This window comes from Rahnella sp. PCH160 (genome assembly GCF_047784855.1).
GTDB lineage: Bacteria > Pseudomonadota > Gammaproteobacteria > Enterobacterales > Enterobacteriaceae > Rahnella.
The window spans coordinates 4503613-4522146 of record NZ_JBLOGT010000001.1; the positions used below are offsets into that span (position 1 = coordinate 4503613).

The 18534-nt window shown below is 50.8% G+C and carries 13 protein-coding genes and 6 tRNA genes; 14 read left to right on the forward strand and 5 right to left on the reverse strand.

Annotation, left to right across the window (positions count from 1 at the left end):
- Window positions 1–339 precede the first annotated feature (339 nt).
- Both fldA and fur read left to right on the forward strand, forming a co-directional pair.
- Entirely contained in the window at window positions 340–867 is a 528-nt protein-coding gene (gene fldA, locus ACM5QY_RS21035; protein ID WP_416122533.1) for a flavodoxin FldA, read from the forward strand.
- Between the two features lie 316 nt (window positions 868–1183).
- On the forward strand, window positions 1184–1639 hold the full coding sequence (fur, locus tag ACM5QY_RS21040; RefSeq protein ID WP_416122534.1) for a ferric iron uptake transcriptional regulator: 456 nt from the start codon (window positions 1184–1186) through the stop codon (window positions 1637–1639).
- Window positions 1640–1781: 142 nt separating this feature from the next.
- On the opposite strand, the gene chiQ is transcribed toward fur, so the two are convergent.
- The 4 genes from chiQ to nagE all read right to left on the reverse strand — a co-directional run bounded on the left by chiQ (window position 1782) and on the right by nagE (window position 7824).
- Window positions 1782–2123 carry a ChiQ/YbfN family lipoprotein gene (gene chiQ / locus ACM5QY_RS21045; protein WP_416122535.1) on the reverse strand — a complete coding sequence of 114 codons (342 nt, stop codon included), beginning with the start codon at window positions 2121–2123 and terminating at the stop codon, window positions 1782–1784.
- A gap of 13 nt (window positions 2124–2136) precedes the next feature.
- Complete coding sequence (gene chiP, locus ACM5QY_RS21050; RefSeq protein ID WP_416122948.1) at window positions 2137–3549, reverse strand: chitoporin ChiP; 1413 nt, start codon at window positions 3547–3549, stop codon at window positions 2137–2139.
- A gap of 466 nt (window positions 3550–4015) precedes the next feature.
- A complete protein-coding gene (gene glnS / locus ACM5QY_RS21055) occupies window positions 4016–5686 on the reverse strand; it encodes a glutamine--tRNA ligase (protein ID WP_416122536.1) in 1671 nt (556 codons plus the stop codon).
- A gap of 191 nt (window positions 5687–5877) precedes the next feature.
- Window positions 5878–7824 carry a PTS N-acetyl glucosamine transporter subunit IIABC gene (gene nagE, locus ACM5QY_RS21060; protein WP_416122537.1) on the reverse strand — a complete coding sequence of 649 codons (1947 nt, stop codon included), beginning with the start codon at window positions 7822–7824 and terminating at the stop codon, window positions 5878–5880.
- A 499-nt stretch (window positions 7825–8323) separates the two neighbouring features.
- Between nagE and nagB the strand changes: the two genes are divergently transcribed.
- From nagB to ACM5QY_RS21115, 11 genes are all read left to right on the forward strand, one after another.
- Complete coding sequence (nagB, locus tag ACM5QY_RS21065) at window positions 8324–9124, forward strand: glucosamine-6-phosphate deaminase (protein ID WP_416122538.1); 801 nt, start codon at window positions 8324–8326, stop codon at window positions 9122–9124.
- 141 nt (window positions 9125–9265) lie between these two features.
- Window positions 9266–10405: an N-acetylglucosamine-6-phosphate deacetylase gene (nagA, locus tag ACM5QY_RS21070; protein WP_416122949.1), complete on the forward strand. Its 1140-nt coding sequence runs from the start codon at window positions 9266–9268 to the stop codon at window positions 10403–10405.
- Between the two features lie 20 nt (window positions 10406–10425).
- Complete coding sequence (gene nagC, locus ACM5QY_RS21075) at window positions 10426–11649, forward strand: DNA-binding transcriptional regulator NagC (protein ID WP_416122539.1); 1224 nt, start codon at window positions 10426–10428, stop codon at window positions 11647–11649.
- Window positions 11650–11706: 57 nt separating this feature from the next.
- Entirely contained in the window at window positions 11707–12459 is a 753-nt protein-coding gene (locus ACM5QY_RS21080; protein ID WP_101075809.1) for an HAD-IIA family hydrolase, read from the forward strand.
- Window positions 12460–12821: 362 nt separating this feature from the next.
- A complete protein-coding gene (gene asnB, locus ACM5QY_RS21085) occupies window positions 12822–14486 on the forward strand; it encodes an asparagine synthase B (protein WP_416122540.1) in 1665 nt (554 codons plus the stop codon).
- 228 nt (window positions 14487–14714) lie between these two features.
- A tRNA-Met gene (locus ACM5QY_RS21090) sits at window positions 14715–14791 on the forward strand.
- Between the two features lie 8 nt (window positions 14792–14799).
- A tRNA-Leu gene (locus ACM5QY_RS21095) sits at window positions 14800–14884 on the forward strand.
- A gap of 23 nt (window positions 14885–14907) precedes the next feature.
- A tRNA-Gln gene (locus tag ACM5QY_RS21100) sits at window positions 14908–14982 on the forward strand.
- A gap of 65 nt (window positions 14983–15047) precedes the next feature.
- A tRNA-Gln gene (locus ACM5QY_RS21105) sits at window positions 15048–15122 on the forward strand.
- Between the two features lie 92 nt (window positions 15123–15214).
- Window positions 15215–15291, forward strand: a tRNA-Met gene (locus ACM5QY_RS21110).
- A 44-nt stretch (window positions 15292–15335) separates the two neighbouring features.
- Window positions 15336–15410 (forward strand) — tRNA-Gln (locus ACM5QY_RS21115).
- Between the two features lie 98 nt (window positions 15411–15508).
- Here the strand turns inward: ACM5QY_RS21115 and ubiF are convergent.
- A complete protein-coding gene (gene ubiF / locus ACM5QY_RS21120) occupies window positions 15509–16693 on the reverse strand; it encodes a 3-demethoxyubiquinol 3-hydroxylase (RefSeq protein WP_416122541.1) in 1185 nt (394 codons plus the stop codon).
- A 188-nt stretch (window positions 16694–16881) separates the two neighbouring features.
- Here ubiF and miaB point away from each other — a divergent pair, with 188 nt between their 5' ends.
- Complete coding sequence (gene miaB, locus ACM5QY_RS21125; RefSeq protein ID WP_416122950.1) at window positions 16882–18306, forward strand: tRNA (N6-isopentenyl adenosine(37)-C2)-methylthiotransferase MiaB; 1425 nt, start codon at window positions 16882–16884, stop codon at window positions 18304–18306.
- Window positions 18307–18534 lie beyond the last annotated feature (228 nt).

The following is an 18534-nucleotide window of genomic DNA, read 5'->3' on the forward strand; positions in this document are numbered from 1 at the left end:
CGTAAGCCCCCGGACATGTTTGAACACCTCTCCGGGCATCGATTTCTTTATTATGTTGAGATTCCTCTCGCATCATCTATCGGCGGGTTGTTCTTAAAATTTAGTATTGTGAGAACATATTTCTTAACTTTGCTTTTAACCTCAATGAATTTGAGGTTATTGACTGCGTTTGAAAGCACACAAAGGCGATAACACTTAAAAAGATTGCCCGATAAACTTATCCACCAGTTAAGAAGGCGAGCTGAAACATATTCTCCGCCTCGCGAGTTTGCTATCATCTGCGTTATTATTGCCTGCAATGCAGAGCACTTCATAGAGAACAAGAGGTTAGGTAATCTTATGGCCGTAGTAGGTATCTTCTTTGGATCCGATACAGGTAACACCGAAAACATCGCGAAAATGATCCAAAAGCAATTGGGTAAAGATGTTGCAGAGGTGCATGACATTGCGAAGAGCAGCAAAGAGGATCTGGAAAAATTCGATATTTTGCTGATCGGAATTCCAACCTGGTATTACGGTGAAGCACAGTGTGACTGGGACGATTTTTTCCCGACGCTGGAAGAGATAGATTTCGAAGGTAAGCTGGTGGCCCTGTTTGGCTGCGGCGACCAGGAAGACTATGCCGAATACTTCTGTGATGCGCTCGGTACCGTGCGTGACATCATCGAGCCACGCGGCGCGGTGATTGTGGGCCACTGGCCAACTGAGGGTTATCACTTCGAGGCATCGAAAGGTCTGGCTGATGATAAGCACTTCATCGGACTGGCAATTGACGAAGATCGTCAGCCGGAACTGACTGGTGAACGTGTCAGTGCGTGGGTCAAACAGATCACAGAAGAACTGAGCCTTTCAGAAATTATTGGCTAAAAACCCTGTTGGCCCTGAGGATTTATTCTACAATTGAAGGGCCAAACTATTACTGAAATTAACAATTTAACCGCTACAAAATTGTAACTTTCGGTGGTATCAAGGTACACTGAGTTCATCTGTTTTTTCTATCGATCAAGTCGTTGCATTATCGAATGTGACAAGCATTTTGTGATCTTTATTAACAGGCTACGTTTTTGAGAATCGGCACACTTCCTGAAAACGAAGAATCCTTAAACGACAAATTTTTGTGCCGCCGATGCCACAGGCTGCATGCCTCAACTTGATTAGCACATAGTAACAGGACTGAATCCGCATGACTGACAACAACACCGCACTGAAGAAAGCCGGCTTAAAAGTCACGCTTCCGCGCCTCAAAATCCTGGAAGTGCTGCAAGCGCCGGAAGGTCATCACGTTAGTGCGGAAGATCTGTACAAGCAACTGATTGATATGGGGGAAGAAATTGGCCTGGCGACGGTTTACCGCGTTCTGAACCAGTTTGATGACGCCGGTATCGTTACCCGTCATAACTTCGAAGGCGGTAAGTCCGTTTTCGAACTGACTCAGCAGCATCACCATGATCATCTGATCTGCCTGGATTGCGGCCGCGTTATTGAATTCCGCGACGAATACATTGAAGGCCGTCAGCGTGAGATTGCGAAGAAACACGGTATCAAACTGACCAACCACAGTCTGTACTTGTACGGCCACTGTGAAACAGGCGATTGTCGCGAAGATGATTCTTTGCACAATGATAAACCTGCGCAGTAATCTGCACGGTCAGTCCGAATGAATTAACCGCTGAAAGGCGGTTTTTTTATGCCTGTGATTCAGACAGCGAATTAAAAACACCACGCCCCGGCAAGCCGGGGCGTGGTGTTTCTTAACATCGACGTTAAGGTATCACGTCCTATCAATTCTCTGGTTTTGGCGAATTGTTAGAACGGATTTCCTGCCAGATTTTCCCGCAATCCGCCGCAAAAGCCTGACCGTCACCGGTTTTACGTGCCGTCAGGCAACGCTGATAATCCACCACGCGCACGGTTTCCTGTTCAGCAAACTGCTTGTGCGCCTGTTCCTGTTTCAGAACGTCAAGAACAGTCTGGCACGATGCCACTTTGTCCGGCGAGCCTTCTGCTTTTATGATGCAGTTGCTGTACGCCTGACGCAGTTTTGCATTTTCGGTTTGCGTTGCCGTTGGCGCACAACCGGCCAGCAGCAGGGAAGTCACGACAATTATCAGTAATTTATTCATCGGTTTTGTGTCCTCAGAAAATAGTGAATGGCGCGATAACGATGAATTTCACGTCTTTTTCATCCTGGAAAATGTTGCCGTAACCGCCGCCCCAGCTCGGGATGTCCGAGTGGTTGTCGTACTGGGTGTAATGCAGTTTGAACAGCGTGCCTTTCGCGCGGCCTTCCTGAATGGTGTAGAGCGCATCAAGGCTCCAGGCGCTTTCTTTCAGGCGCTGGCTCTGATCATAAGCTGGATTGGTACTCGGTTTGGCATCCCAGGCGTAAACATAAGAACCGCCCACCGCGAAGCCCGGCAGTTCCCATTTCGCCAGATCGTATAAGACACCTGCGTAAACGGCTTTTTCGCCATTGGCATTGAAGTCAGAACGGTTGTCCCACCACACATCAAGACGTCCGTTAGAAGAAGAATACGTTGGGGTCATGCGTTGTAAAAAATACCCCTGATTCCCTTCTGCTTTGACCATGGTCCCTTCCAGACGCCAGTTGAACTGGCCGGTGGTGTAACCGAAAGTCAGCGCCTGCAACCAGGCTAAACCGTCATACAGGCTGTTCGGATCGTTCTGGCTGCTGATACGATCTTCCGCGCCGTAGAACTGGTAACTGGTCGTGAGCGGATTGCCCATCAGATCAATGTTGTACGACGCCTTGGCGAAGTACTGATCGACGTAACTTTCTGCCTGACCAAAAGCGGCTTCGAGCACCAGATCATTTTTGAAGTCGTATTTCGCCCCCAGCGAGTGGATGTAGGAAACACCGGTTTTTTTATCGTTCTGGCGGAAGTCATCCATTTCCAGATGCCACGGCGATTTGTATTCATCCGCCCACATGTAGGAGAAACTCAGTTCGCCAGGATCGCCAAAATCATGTTTATACCCGGCTTCTGCACCGCGATACGTCCCCGGCATAAAACTCCAGTGCGGGGCGATCAGCGTTTGTCCGGTCGGCTGAATGTAACCGGCATGGCCCCAAAATCCGCTATATTTGAATTTTCCGGCGGCTTTGTAGAGGCTGACGCCGCCTTTATCGCCGGAGTAATCTTCGTCATACGCGTGGTTTTTGGAGGAGAAGGCGATTTCGTTCGGGTGGCCGCTGTCGCTGGCTTCGGCGAGTTCAATCGCGGTAAACGCGGCGATGTCGATACCGAACATGTCCCAGGCGTAGCCGGAGGAGAAATCGAGATTCAGGTTGGCGGTCGCGTGCGAAAGGTTGGTGGCATATTTATCGTAGTCGGGGTTATTCACCGTGACTTTTGAGCCGTCCGGGCGAGTTTCTTCTTTGGTTTTGTTCAAATCTTTGCGGTCACGTTCGCGCTGCCAGTAATACACACCGCCGGTCAGCGTCGAATCATCAATAAAGCCAGCCGCTCTGGCCTCTTCAGGGAACATCATTCCGCCGCCCAACAACGTGCCAGCCAGCGTGTACATCACAGGTTTCAGGTAAGCCGATCCCCTGCCCCTGTTAAGGTGCTTGTGCATAGAAATTCCTCATTTTGACTAAAAAACGTGCAAAACCCAAACGGGTATTAAAAGCGGCCGCCAGAGGCGTAACCGTATAAAGCAAGGTTAAGAGTATTTTTCGCGACGCGAATTATCAATGAGTAATTAAACCCTGATAGCTGAAGTATGACAAAGTGCACATAAAGATGAAAAAGTGTAACAGAAGCGGTTCGGAAGGGATTAAATCAGTGGATACTTTTAATCGATAAGTAAAACAAATAATTAAGTGATAATCGTATTAATTTAAACGTTTCAGCATTTTCATATTATGGAAGTTCATGCTTAAAAAGCGAGCATGAAAAATACATTAATTCGCGATGAAAAAGAAAACTCCGCGAATTTCAGACATAAAAAACGCAGCCGGAGCTGCGTTTAGCAATCATTCTTCGGTGACTTACGCGACAGGTTTTGATTCCCAGGTATCACGCAGGCCAACGGTACGGTTGAAGACCAGATTTTCAGCGCTGGAGTAGCGGCTGTCGGCACAGAAGTAACCTTCACGCTCGAACTGCAGGCTGACTTCAGCCTGAGCCGCCACCAGAGAAGGTTCAACGAAACCGTGCGCGATCACCAGAGATTCCGGGTTGATCGTGGTCAGGAAGTCTTCTGCCTGGCCCGGATTCGCGACGCTGAACAGACGGTCGTACAGACGGAATTCCGCCGGTTTACCTTCGGTTGCGGAAACCCAGTGGATCACGCCTTTTACCTTGCGGCCATCAGCGGGATCTTTGCTCAGCGTTTCGATGTCGTATGAGCAGAAGATCGTTGTCACATTACCTTCGGCATCTTTCTCAATGCGTTCAGCTTTGATGACATACGCATTGCGCAGACGAACTTCTTTGCCCAGCACCAGACGTTTGTACTGTTTGTTGGCTTCTTCGCGGAAATCAGCCTGATCGATATAAATCTCACGGGTGAACGGCACTTCGCGCGTACCCATCTCCGGTTTGTTCGGATGATTAGGCATTTTCACCCTTTGCACATCTTCACCGGTAAAGTTCTCAATGATCACTTTAACCGGATTAATGACCGCCATGGCGCGCGGTGCGTTTTCGTTCAGATCGTCACGAATACAAGATTCCAGCGCCATCATTTCGACGTTGTTGTCTTGTTTAGTCACCCCGATACGGCGGCAGAATTCACGGATTGAAGCGGCGGTATAACCACGACGACGCAAGCCAGAAACGGTTGGCATACGCGGGTCATCCCAGCCTTCTACGATCTTATCCGTCACCAGCAGATTCAGCTTACGCTTGGACATGATGGAATATTCGAGATTCAGACGGGAGAACTCGTACTGACGCGGGTGGCATGGGATCGTGATGTTGTCGAGGACCCAGTCGTACAGACGACGGTTGTCCTGGAATTCCAGCGTACACAGCGAGTGGGTGATCCCTTCCAGCGCATCGGAAATGCAGTGGGTGAAATCATACATCGGGTAGATGCACCATTTCGTGCCGGTCTGATGGTGTTCGGCAAATTTGATACGGTAGATAACCGGATCACGCATGACGAAGAACGGCGATGCCATATCGATTTTTGCACGCAGACACGCCGCGCCTTCAGCGAATTCACCATTACGCATTTTTTCGAACAGCGCGATGTTCTCTTCTACGCTGCGGTCACGGTACGGGCTGTTTTTGCCCGCAGACGTCAGTGAGCCACGGTATTCGCGGATCTGATCCGGAGACAATTCGTCAACGTAAGCCAGACCTTTGTTGATAAGCTCCAGCGCGTAGCTGTGCAGTTGATCAAAATAGTCGGAAGAATAGTGAATATCACCACTCCAGTCGAAGCCTAACCACTGGACGTCGTGTTTGATCGACTCAACGAATTCGATGTCTTCTTTTGCCGGGTTGGTATCGTCAAAACGCAGGTTGCACTGCCCCTGATAGTCTTGCGCAATACCGAAGTTCAGGCAGATAGACTTCGCATGGCCGATATGCAGATAACCATTAGGCTCAGGCGGGAAACGGGTGTGAACGGTATTGTGTTTCCCGGTCGCCAGATCTTCATCAATAATCTGACGGATAAAATTTGTTGGGCGGGCTTCAGCCTCACTCATTGTGCAATTCCTCTACGCAACATTGACTCTACAGATAACCTGTTATGTTCCAACAAGCCACGTCGGGAAACAACCGTTACTTGCATAAAATCGTGGTTATCTGCATACCGCGTGTCCGTAAACAATAAAAAACGGGAAGAGATTGCTCTCTTCCCGCCAGAACTACGTTGAACTGAATCGACGTCAGGAAATTATTTACCCTGAATCTCAAACAGTTTGGTCTGACCAGCGACCACAGAACCGCTGGCCAGTGAAATCACACCGGTGTAATCATCGATATTGCTGACCACAACCGGGCTAATCATTGAGCGCGCGTTCGCGTTCAGGTAATCCAGATCCAGTTCCAGTACAGGCTGACCGGCAGTGACGGTTGCACCTTCTTCAACCAGGCGGGTGAAGCCCTGGCCGTTGAGTGCAACGGTATCGATCCCCATGTGAACCACGATTTCAGCGCCGGAAGTGGTTTCCAGGCAGAATGCGTGATTGGTGTTGAAGATTTTCACCACGGTACCCGCAGCCGGCGCTACGACCGTTTTATCTGTCGGGCGAATCGCCACGCCGTCGCCTACTGCTTTGCTGGCGAAGGCTTCGTCTGGCACCTGATCCAGCGCCACGATGTCACCGGTAACCGGCGCAACCAGCGTCTCAACGATGGCTTTAACGCTGTTTGGTACAGCCTGTGGAGTGGTTTTCACAGCGACTGGTGCGGCTGCGCTGCCTGCGGCAACCGGGCCACGGGCCATGACTTTTTTCATCGCATCAGCCAGAGATTCCGCTTTTGCACCGACGATTACCTGAATGCTTTGTTTGTTCAGACGAACAATACCGGACGCACCGAGACGTTTGCAGGCTGCATCATCAACAGTACCGGCATCTTTCACGTTCAGACGCAAACGAGTAATACAGGCATCAATACCTTTGAAGTTATCAGAACCGCCCAGTGCGCTGATGTAGCTCACCGCCAGCTGGTTCAGGCCTTCTTCGGTATTGCTGTTTGCTTCCGGTTCACCGATATGGTCGGCGTCGTCTTCACGGCCCGGCGTTTTCAGGTTGAACATGCGGATAATGACGCTGAACAGCACGAAGTAGATGACGAAGAACACTACGCCCATCACCAGCAACATCCAGACGTTTTTACTTGCCGCCGGCAGGTTGTACATCAACGCATAGTCAATTGCACCTGCTGAGAAGGAGAAGCCAGCGTGGATGCCCAGCGCGGTTGCAATATACAGGCTGATCCCGGTCAGGATCGCGTGGACTAAATACAGCAGCGGAGCGAGGAACATGAACAGGAATTCTAGCGGCTCGGTCACACCGGTCAGGAACGCGGTCACCGCAACGGAGACCAGCATACCGCCTACCAATGGACGACGTTCTTTCGGTGCAGCGAAGTACATTGCACATGCCGCGCCTGGCAGACCAAACATCATGATCGGGAAGAAGCCGGACATGAACATCCCTGCGGTGCCGTCACCCGCGTAGAAGCGGTTGATGTCGCCGTGGAATATTGTGCCCGCTGCGTTGGTGAAGTCACCAATCTGGAACCATGCGATGGTGTTGAGAACCTGATGCAGACCGGTTGGGATCAATAAACGGTTTACAAAACCGAAGATACCCGCACCGAATGCACCTGCACCTACGATCCACTCACCACCGGCACGGATTGCATCCTGCACCGGAGGCCAGACGTAACCGAAGATCGCGGCCAGAATCAGACAGAAGAAGCCCGTTGCGATAGGAACGAAACGTTTCCCACCGAAGAAGCTCAGGAAATCAGGAAGTTTGATATCAGACCAGCGGTTGTAAACCATACCGCCGACCAGACCCGTAATGATACCCGCCAGAACGCCCATGTTGACGGCCGGGTTGATGGTGATCATCGCCTTGGTCAGAATGAAATAACCAATACCACCCGCCAGTGCCGCAGCACCCGCGTTGTCTTTAGACCAGCTTGATGCCACACCAATGGCAAAAATCAGGGCCAGGTTATCGAAAATCCCGCCACCGGCTTGTGCGATGAACGGCATATTAAGAAGATCAGGCTGACCGAAACGCAGCAGTAACGCCGCGACCGGCAGTACGGCTATCGGCAGCTGAAGTGCTCTGCCTAAACGCTGAAAGAATCCAAGAATATTCACATTTCCCCCTATCCGCCGCCAGGCGAATCACCTAAGTAGTTTAATTAGTATGGTTACTACCTTTACTTACCGTTCCGATTTAACCGACTGCACTTATAACTAACAGCACTGCGAGTGTAAAAAGATTATTTCGTATCGCAAATTAAAACCTCTCTTTTTGTGAGAAATGTCACCAAAAAGAGGTCATAACATGCCATCAGACTGGTCAACACACAAAACTTATTTTATCATTAAAAAAATCTAGACGGCATTGTGCCAGTCATAAACCGCCACGGTGGTTTACGCTTAACAAGACCGCCTTTGAACTGACGAACTTAGTTTTTACTTTGACTACGTATATCCGCAGTCATTGACGTTGCAGGAAGGCAGCAATCGAGTGAATCCCGATGAGCTTACACAGGTAAGTGATTCGGGTGAGTGAAAGCAGCCAACGCACCTGCAGCGTCAAGGACAAAGGATATCAACAGTATATTCAATATTCTGAAACTAGAGGTACGTGATGAGACTTATTCCTTTAAACACCACCACTGAAGTTGGCAAATGGGCAGCACGTCATATCGTAGAACGTATTAACGCCTTCAAACCCACTGCCGAGCGCCCGTTCATTTTGGGCTTACCTACTGGTGGCACACCACTCGAAGCTTACAAACATTTAATCGCCATGCATAAAGCAGGCCAGGTTAGCTTCAAAAACGTCGTGACCTTCAACATGGACGAATATGTTGGCTTACCGCAGGAACATCCTGAGAGCTACCATACCTTCATGCACAAAAACTTCTTTGATCACGTTGATATTCCGAGTGAAAACATCAATCTGCTGAATGGTAATGCACCAGACGTCAACGAAGAATGCCGCCAGTACGAAGCAAAAATTAAGTCTTACGGTAAAATTCACCTGTTCATGGGTGGCGTGGGCAACGACGGTCATATTGCCTTCAACGAACCGGCATCTTCCCTGGCTTCGCGTACCCGTATCAAAACCCTGACACATGAAACCCGCATCGCAAACTCACGTTTCTTCGACAATGATGTCTCTCAGGTGCCAAAATACGCCCTGACCGTTGGCGTGGGTACACTACTTGATGCTGAGGAAGTGATGATTCTGGTGACTGGCCACGCGAAGGCGCAGGCGCTCGAAGCTGCCGTCGAAGGCAACATCAACCACATGTGGACAATCAGTTGCCTGCAATTGCACGCAAAAGCCGTTATGGTGTGTGACGAACCGTCCACCATGGAACTGAAAGTCAAAACTGTTAAATATTTCCGCGAGTTAGAAGCGGAAAATATGAAAAATCTTTAACTAACTGAATCCCCAAAATCATTTGAGTTGCAGCAAGGCGGCAGCTGCGCGAGTCACCGGGAGATTACTCAAGTAAGTGACCGGTGCGAATAAGGCAGCCAACGCAGCTGCGGCTCAAAAGATGAAGGGGAATGGGGCATGATGTACGCTTTAATCAACGGCCGGATCTTCACCGGCCACGACGTTCTGGATAACCATGCGGTCGTGATTGCCGATGGCAAAATCGAACGTGTCTGCGCGGTCAGTGAGTTGCCGGACAATGTGGAAACCCGCGATCTGGACGGTGCCATTCTTGCCCCCGGATTTATCGACCTGCAACTTAATGGTTGTGGCGGCGTGCAGTTCAACGATTCACTGGAAGCTATTTCAGTAGAAACGTTAGAAATCATGCAGAAAGCCAACGAAAAATCCGGCTGTACCAGTTTCTTACCGACGCTGATCACCTGTAGCGATGACTACATGAAGCACGGCGTCAGCGTAATGCGCACGTATCTGGAAAAATATCCGAATCAGGCGCTGGGTCTGCATCTTGAAGGCCCGTATCTGAGCCCGTTGAAAAAAGGCACCCACAATCCGGCCTTTATCCGTAAGCCTGACGACGCCATGATTGATTTTCTGTGTGAAAACGCCGATGTCATCACGCAGCTGACGCTTGCGCCGGAACAGGTTGAAGCCCGCTATATCCGCCAGCTGCGCGCTGCCGGTATTGTGATTTCCGCAGGCCATTCCAATTCGACGTATGCCGAAGCCCGCGCCGGTTTTGCGGCCGGTATCACCTTCGCAACGCACCTTTATAATGCAATGCCGGCGATTACAGGTCGTCAGCCTGGCCTGATTGGTGCAATCTTCGATACGCCGGAAGTGTATACCGGTGTAATTGCCGACGGTTTGCATGTCGATTATGCCAATATCCGCAACGCGAAAAAGCTCAAAGGCGAGAAACTGGTGCTTGTCACCGACGCCACAGCGCCAGCGGGTGCGAATATTGATGAGTTCATTTTTGCCGGTAAAACAATATACTACCGTGACGGACTCTGTGTGGACGAAAACGGAACACTGAGCGGCTCTGCGCTGACCATGATCGAAGCGGTTCAAAATAGCGTCGAACATGTTGGCATTGCACTGGATGAAACGCTGCGAATGGCATCGCTTTATCCGGCCCGCGCGATTGGCCTCGACGGCAAGCTGGGCAGCATTGAAGCAGGCAAAGTCGCCAATCTCACCGCGTTCACTCATGATTTCAAAATCACAAAAACTATCGTTAATGGTGACGAAGTTTAATTGAGCGGATAACAGTATTGATGACAACTGGCGGACAGCAGGCACAAATCGGCAACGTTGATCTGGTTAAGCAGTTAAACGGCGCGGCGGTTTACCGCCTGATTGACCAAAAAGGCCCCATTTCGCGCATTCAAATCGCCGACATGAGCCAGTTAGCGCCCGCCAGTGTCACCAAAATTACCCGACAGCTACTTGAGCGTGGGCTGATCAAAGAAGTGGATCAGCAGGCTTCCACCGGCGGTCGCCGTGCCATTTCTATCATCACCGAAACCCGCCCTTTTCATACGATTGCCGTGCGTCTTGGCCGCCATGACGCGACCATCACGCTCTACGATCTCAGCGCCAAATCACTGGCCGAGCAGCATTATTCCCTGCCAGAACGCACTCAGGAAACCCTTGAGAACGCCTTGTTTGAGGCGATCGCGCAATTTATCGAGCTGAATCAGCGTAAAATTCGCGAGCTGATTGCGATTTCCGTGATCTTGCCGGGCCTGGTTGATCCGAATAAAGGCATCGTCCGTTACATGCCGCACATCAGCGTCGGCGCGTGGAAATTGGTGGATGCGCTGGAAGCCAGATTCAAAGTCACCAGTTTTGTCGGCCACGATATCCGCAGTCTGGCCCTCGCCGAGCACTATTTTGGGGCAACCCGCGACTGTCAGGACTCCATTTTGGTTCGTCTGCACCGCGGAACCGGCGCAGGGATCATTGTTAACGGACAGATTTTCCTCGGCAGTAACGGCAACGTGGGCGAAATTGGCCACATTCAGATCGACCCGCTGGGCGAACGGTGCCACTGCGGCAATTTCGGCTGTCTGGAAACGGTCGCTGCGAATGGCGCTATTGAAAATCGGGTGCGTCATCTGCTCACGCAAGGCTACGCCAGCAAACTCAGCCTGAACGACTGCTCAATTTCCGCTATCTGTAAGGCGGCCAATCGTCATGATGCACTGGCAACAGAAGTCATTGACCACGTTGGCCGTCAGCTCGGCAAAGCCGTTTCCATTGCCATCAACCTGTTTAACCCGCAAAAAGTGGTGATCGCCGGTGAAATTACCGAAGCGGATAAAGTCCTGCTTCCGGCGATTCAGAATTGTATTAATGCGCAGGTTTTAAAAGATTTCCGCCGCAATTTGCCGGTTGTGACTTCCTTGCTTAATCATCAGTCCGCGATTGGCGCTTTTGCCCTGGTTAAACGGGCTATGCTGAATGGCGTTCTGTTGCAGCGTCTGGTGGAAAATTAAGACGTGCTATAGTAATGGGCTGCCAGGAATGGGGCTGAAAATGTAGGTTTGGAAATTATGACAATAAAGAATGTAATCTGTGACATTGATGGCGTGCTGTTGCACGACAACACTGCTGTGCCGGGTGCCGATCGCTTTCTGGCCCGAATTCAGGAACAGGGAATGCCTCTGGTCATTCTCACCAACTACCCTTCCCAAACTGCTCAGGATCTGGCAAACCGCTTCAGTGCTGCCGGCCTTGAAGTGCCGGAAAGCGCGTTCTTCACGTCCGCGATGGCAACGGCTGATTTCCTGAAACGTCAGGAAGGCAAAAAAGCCTACGTCGTGGGTGAAGGTGCACTGATCCACGAGCTGTATAAAGCGGGTTTCACCATCACTGACATCAATCCAGATTTTGTGATCGTCGGTGAAACGCGTTCTTATAACTGGGACATGATTCATAAAGCGGCGTATTTCGTGGCAAACGGCGCGCGCTTTATTGCGACAAACCCGGACAATCACGGACACGGTTTCGTTCCAGCCTGCGGCGCGTTATGTGCGCCGATTGAAAAAATCACCGGACGTAAGCCGTTTTATGTCGGTAAACCGAGCCCGTGGATTATTCGCTCTGCTCTGAACAAGATGCAGGCTCACTCAGAAGGCACGGTCATCGTTGGCGATAACCTGCGAACTGACATTCTGGCCGGTTTTCAGGCGGGTCTGGAAACCATTCTGGTGCTGAGCGGCGTGTCTTCGCTGAATGATATTGAAGGAATGCCTTTCCGCCCGACCTGGATTTACCCTTCTGTGGCGGATATCGATATCATCTGACCGCGTCGGGTAAGCCCGTAAAAACGAGTCTGAATCCACATTCAGGCTCGTTTTTTTTTGCCTTGCTGCCTGATTTTTATCCGTTTTTTCGTTTTTTTGAATTCCCCACAATTTTTCGTCATTAAATTGACAATCCATCAATAGAAATGCCATTTAACTGAACATCCACTAACAAACTCCCCTCATCAACACACTATTTATCAGAATCGCGTTAAACCACTTGCACAACACAGGGGTTTTGACGCATTTTCATAGTCAGCAACGCAACATAGCCTGACTAAAACTGAAAGAACGGCAACGTTGATCTTTATTCATAAACATAAAAATGACAGCCAGAGAAACGTCGTTAGGGAGATAGAAATATGTGTTCAATTTTCGGTGTGCTCGATATCAAAACTGACTCCATCGAGCTGCGCAAAAAAGCGCTGGAACTCTCGCGCCTGATGCGTCACCGCGGGCCAGACTGGTCCGGCGTGTTCGCCAGCGACAAAGCGATTCTGTCGCATGAACGTCTGTCGATTGTCGACGTGAACAATGGCGCACAGCCTTTGTATAACGCAGCACATACCCATGTTCTGGCTGTAAACGGCGAAATCTACAACCATCAGGCTCTGCGCGCTGAATTGGGCGACAAATATGAATTCCAGACCGCGTCTGACTGCGAAGTCATTCTGGCGCTGTATCAGGAGAAAGGCCCGGCGTTCCTCGACGAACTTCAAGGCATGTTCGCTTTCATTCTGTATGACACAGAAAAAGACGCATATCTGATTGGCCGCGACCATCTGGGCATCATCCCGCTGTACATGGGATATGACGAACACGGCAACATGTACGTGGCGTCAGAAATGAAAGCGCTGGTGCCGGTTTGCCGCACCATCAAAGAATTCCCGGCGGGCAGCTATTTGTGGAGTCAGGACGGCGAAATCCGTGAATATTATCACCGTGACTGGTTTGATTTCGAAAACGTAAAAGATAATGTCACCGACGCCGCAGCACTGAAAGATGCGCTGGAAGAATCCGTGAAAAGCCATCTGATGTCTGACGTGCCTTACGGCGTATTGCTGTCCGGTGGTCTGGATTCTTCCGTGATTTCAGCGATTACCAAGAAATTTGCCGGTCGCCGCATCGAAGATAAAGATCAGAGCGAAGCCTGGTGGCCACAGTTGCACTCCTTTGCTGTGGGCCTGGACGGTTCTCCGGATCTGCGCGCTGCTCAGGAAGTCGCAAACCATTTAGGCACCGTGCACCATGAAATTCACTTCACCGTACAGGAAGGTCTGGACGCTATCCGTGACGTGATTTATCACATCGAAACTTACGACGTGACCACTATTCGTGCGTCAACACCGATGTATCTGATGTCGCGTAAGATCAAAGCGATGGGTATTAAGATGGTGTTGTCCGGCGAAGGTGCGGACGAAGTGCTGGGCGGTTACCTGTACTTCCATAAAGCGCCAAACGCGAAAGAATTCCACGAAGAAACCGTGCGTAAATTGCTGGCCCTGCACATGTATGACTGCGCCCGTGCCAACAAAGCGATGTCTGCCTGGGGTGTGGAAGCCCGCGTACCTTTCCTGGATAAAAAATTCCTCGATGTCGCGATGCGCCTCAACCCGAAAGACAAAATGTGCGGCAACGGCAAGATGGAAAAACATATCCTGCGTGAATGTTTTGAGTCCTATTTGCCACACAGTGTTGCATGGCGCCAGAAAGAACAATTCTCTGACGGCGTGGGTTATAGCTGGATCGATACGTTAAAAGAAGTCGCGTCTCAGCAGATTACTGACCAACAGCTCGAAACGGCGCATTTCCGTTTCCCGTACAACACCCCAACTTCAAAAGAAGGCTACCTGTACCGCACCATTTTCGAAGAGCTGTTCCCGGTGCCAAGCGCGGCAGAATGTGTGCCTGGCGGCCCGTCAGTGGCATGCTCTTCGGCGAAAGCCATCGAGTGGGATGAAGCGTTTAAAAACATGGACGATCCTTCTGGCCGTGCCGTTGGCGTGCATCAGTCCGCGTACAAATAAGTGTTTTACCGGTAAATTTCCTTGTTGCAAACGGGCCGTTTTGGGCCCGTTTTTTTATGGGGAAAGCCAGCAAAAATAATGTCTTTTGCCCAATTAATCACCAGAGTGGTTATAAGCCAGACAAATGGACGCTCTCACGCCTTTTTCTCCAAAAAAGGTGTTGACGCAAAACGGCCATATACGCATAATGCGCCCCGCAACGCCGATGAAGGTAGCGCGAAAAAAGATGGCTACGTAGCTCAGTTGGTTAGAGCACATCACTCATAATGATGGGGTCACAGGTTCGAATCCCGTCGTAGCCACCATCTTTTTTGCGGGAGTGGCGAAATTGGTAGACGCACTAGATTTAGGTTCTAGCGCCGCAAGGTGTGCGAGTTCAAGTCTCGCCTCCCGCACCATTTCATCGAGTCGGCAGCACAGTTGGGGTATCGCCAAGCGGTAAGGCACTGGTTTTTGATACCAGCATTCCCAGGTTCGAATCCTGGTACCCCAGCCATTTTCTTATCTCTCACGGTTTTATTGTGAAAGTGAGGAAAATCCAGTTTGAAGAAGTTGTACTGTTGGGGTATCGCCAAGCGGTAAGGCACTGGTTTTTGATACCAGCATACCCTGGTTCGAATCCAGGTACCCCAGCCATACTTCTTTCTGTATAATTGGTAAGCACTTGAAATTTATTATTAAGTTAGATAAATTAGTGCTTGAGTTTTTGAAGTAAGTCAGTAGAATTTGGCTACGTAGCTCAGCTGGTTAGAGCACATCACTCATAATGATGGGGTCACAGGTTCAAATCCCGTCGTAGCCACCATTTTACTTGCAGTACACTGCTCAAAAGGTAGTGAGTTATAAAATTGGGGTGTCGCCAAGCGGTAAGGCTCTGGTTTCTGATACCAGCATACCCAGGTTCGAATCCTGGCACCCCAGCCACATTAAGAAAGCCCGCCTCGTGCGGGCTTTTTGCTGTTTGCGGCGCGCTCAGAAAAAATAAAGGGCAAACCGACATTCGTCCGGGCTGCCCTCGCTTATCAAATCCCTAATGCATATTTCAGCGCTTTGGTTTTCAGTACGCCTGCGCGCTGTGCGGTCATCAGCGCCAGATTACGCAACGCTTTGACCGGTGCCAGATCGTTACTGAACGCGGTGTAGAACAAATCCATGCCGCTTTGCATCAGCAGATTATCCAGACGCCGCTGACGCTGATAGCGTAACAACACTTTCTCGCTGCTCCACGCCTCATCATGATCACGCGCTTTTTCCAGCACGGAAAGTAACGCTTCTACGTCACGATAACCCAGATTCACGCCCTGCCCGGCCAGCGGATTAATGGTATGCGCCGCGTCGCCCACCAGCGCCAGCCCCGGCAGAACATAACGCTGTGCATGACGGCGAACCAGTGGGAATGCGCCCGCCGCCACTGCGTTGATTTTTCCAAGGCGCGGCGGGAAAGCCTGCATAATTTCAGCCGTCAGCTGTTTCATGTTCAGCGTTTTCAGATAACGGATAAGCTGCGGGCTGTCGTACCACACCAGCGACGCCTGATGGCCAAACAGCGGCAGGAACGCGCGCGGGCCGGAAGGGAAAAATTGCTGCCAGGTGACATCCTGATCCGGCGTTTCAGTTTCTACGTTAATCAACATGCAGTGCTGACGATATTCCCAGCCATCAACACCGATCCCTGCCAGCTGGCGGACCAGAGAATTCGCCCCGTCGGCTGCGATCACCAATTTTGTACGCAGGAGTTCGCCAGTCGTGAGCTGAAGTGACCAGGTTTTATCATCATGTTGCAGCAGGTGGCGAAGCTTAGCCGGGCAAAAACGGGTCAGATTGGAGAGCGCATCAAATTGCTGCCAGAGCGCCAGCTGAAGCACGCGGTTTTCAACCATGAATCCCAGCTCCGGCAATCCGAGCGATTGCGCATCGAATTTTACGTCGGAACCATCAACTTCCCAGGTTTCCAGACGGCGGTACGGCACTGAACGCATTTTTTCGACAGCGGGCCACGCCTCCAGCTTCTGCAAAAAACGAACAGAAGCGCAGCCTATTGCAGAAATCCGCAGATCGGCGGCGGCAGACGCGTCAAATTCAACCGGCGGTTCATTTTCGATCAGCGCAACCTGCAGCCCCTGCTGAGCCAGCCCGAGAGCCGCCGCCGCGCCGACCATACCGCCACCGACAATCACTGCATCAAATGACTTCTCTGAATTATTCATTTTATTCCAGCTTTCTTTATCCGTTCATTATGCAAAGTGTACCGGATTTTTGTGTCAGCATCAGGGCCTAAGCTGCTTTCCGGCACTGGTCAGCGCTAAGGGGAGGGTTTACAATGCTGCCTCTGAACAACGCTATGCACTGCGGCACTGCCGATCTAACGTTCCCCGTATTGAGTACTGACACGCTGATGACTAAAAAACTGCACATAAAAACCTGGGGCTGCCAGATGAATGAATATGATTCATCCAAAATGGCCGACCTTCTCGACAGCACTCACGGCTACCAGTTGACGGATAACGCTGAAGAAGCAGATATTTTGCTGCTGAATACCTGCTCAATCAGGGAAAAAGCACAGGAGAAAGTGTTCAGCCTGCTCGGACACTGGAAACTGCTCAAAAAGAAAAACCCAGACATCATCATCGGCGTCGGCGGTTGTGTTGCTTCTCAGGAAGGTGAACTGCTGCGTAAACGCGCGCCTTGCGTCGATATCGTTTTTGGGCCGCAAACCCTGCACCGCCTGCCAGAAATGGTCAATCACGTTCGCGGGACTAAGAGCCCGGTCGTGGATATCAGCTTCCCTGAGATTGAAAAATTTGACCGTCTGCCGGAACCGCGTGCAGATGGCCCCACCGCGTTTGTCTCCATCATGGAGGGCTGCAATAAATACTGTAGCTTCTGCGTGGTGCCTTACACGCGTGGCGAAGAAGTCAGCCGCCCGTGCGATGACGTCCTGTTTGAAGTCGCTCAGCTGGCCGCACAAGGCGTGCGTGAAGTTAATCTGCTGGGACAAAACGTGAATGCCTATCGCGGCGATTCCTTTGACGGCGGCATCTGCACATTTGCGGAGTTACTGCGTCTGGTGGCAGCCATCGATGGCATTGACCGCATCCGCTTTACCACCAGCCATCCGGTGGAATTTACCGACGACATCATCGAAGTCTATAGAGACACGCCTGAAGTCGTGAGTTTCCTGCATCTGCCCATTCAGAGCGGTTCTGATCGCATTCTGACTATGATGAAACGCCCGCACACGGTGCTGGAATACAAATCGACCATCCGTAAATTGCGGGCTGCGCGTCCGGATATTCATTTCAGTTCTGACTTCATCATCGGCTTCCCGGGCGAATCCAACGATGACTTCGAACGCACGATGGATTTGATTGCGCAGGTCAATTACGACGTCAGTTTCAGCTTCATCTACTCGCCGCGTCCGGGAACGCCTGCGGCCGACATGGTCGATGACGTGGGTATGGACGAGAAGAAACAGCGTCTGGCGCTGTTGCAGGAGCGGATTACGCAACAGGTGATGCGGTTTAGCCGCGCTACGCTGGGCACCGTTCAGCGCATTCTGGTGGAAGGAACGTCCCGTAAAGACATTATGGAACTGACCGGACGCACCGAATGTAACCGCGTAGTCAATTTTGAAGGTACGCCGGATATGATTGGCAAATTCGTTGATGTCGAAATTGTCGATGTCTACGCCAACTCCCTGCGCGGTGTAGTTATACGCACGGAAGAACAAATGGCGCTGCGTCTGCACGAATCACCACAATCCGTTATTGCACGTACCCGCAAAGAAAATGAATTGGGCGTTGGGATATATCAACCCTGAATCATTGAGGCGAAGAATCATTGAACCCTACAGGGCGCTCCGGCGTCCTGTTTCTTTTCATAATTCAGACGTTACACCGGCTTCAAGAGTTAAATTTTCCAGGAAAGGCCGCATATTCGGATGCAGGTTCCTGCAACTGCCCGCAAGCCGCAGCATATTTTGCCAAGGGCATGTATTATTAACTCAGGTATGGTTGATGGCTGTAAGCAATTTACAGTCATCTGTCTT

What these genes read in the sequence shown, in the direction of transcription:
- glnS (WP_416122536.1), bottom strand. Translation starts at nt 5,686, where the DNA reads ATGAGTGAGGCTGAAGCCCGCCCAACAAATTTTATCCGTCAGATTATT.
- miaB (WP_416122950.1), top strand. Translation starts at nt 16,882, where the DNA reads ATGACTAAAAAACTGCACATAAAAACCTGGGGCTGCCAGATGAATGAA.
- ubiF (WP_416122541.1), bottom strand. Translation starts at nt 16,693, where the DNA reads ATGAATAATTCAGAGAAGTCATTTGATGCAGTGATTGTCGGTGGCGGT.
- fur (WP_416122534.1), top strand. Translation starts at nt 1,184, where the DNA reads ATGACTGACAACAACACCGCACTGAAGAAAGCCGGCTTAAAAGTCACG.
- chiP (WP_416122948.1), bottom strand. Translation starts at nt 3,549, where the DNA reads ATGTACACGCTGGCTGGCACGTTGTTGGGCGGCGGAATGATGTTCCCT.
- ACM5QY_RS21080 (WP_101075809.1), top strand. Translation starts at nt 11,707, where the DNA reads ATGACAATAAAGAATGTAATCTGTGACATTGATGGCGTGCTGTTGCAC.
- asnB (WP_416122540.1), top strand. Translation starts at nt 12,822, where the DNA reads ATGTGTTCAATTTTCGGTGTGCTCGATATCAAAACTGACTCCATCGAG.
- nagC (WP_416122539.1), top strand. Translation starts at nt 10,426, where the DNA reads ATGACAACTGGCGGACAGCAGGCACAAATCGGCAACGTTGATCTGGTT.
- chiQ (WP_416122535.1), bottom strand. Translation starts at nt 2,123, where the DNA reads ATGAATAAATTACTGATAATTGTCGTGACTTCCCTGCTGCTGGCCGGT.
- nagB (WP_416122538.1), top strand. Translation starts at nt 8,324, where the DNA reads ATGAGACTTATTCCTTTAAACACCACCACTGAAGTTGGCAAATGGGCA.
- nagA (WP_416122949.1), top strand. Translation starts at nt 9,266, where the DNA reads ATGTACGCTTTAATCAACGGCCGGATCTTCACCGGCCACGACGTTCTG.
- fldA (WP_416122533.1), top strand. Translation starts at nt 340, where the DNA reads ATGGCCGTAGTAGGTATCTTCTTTGGATCCGATACAGGTAACACCGAA.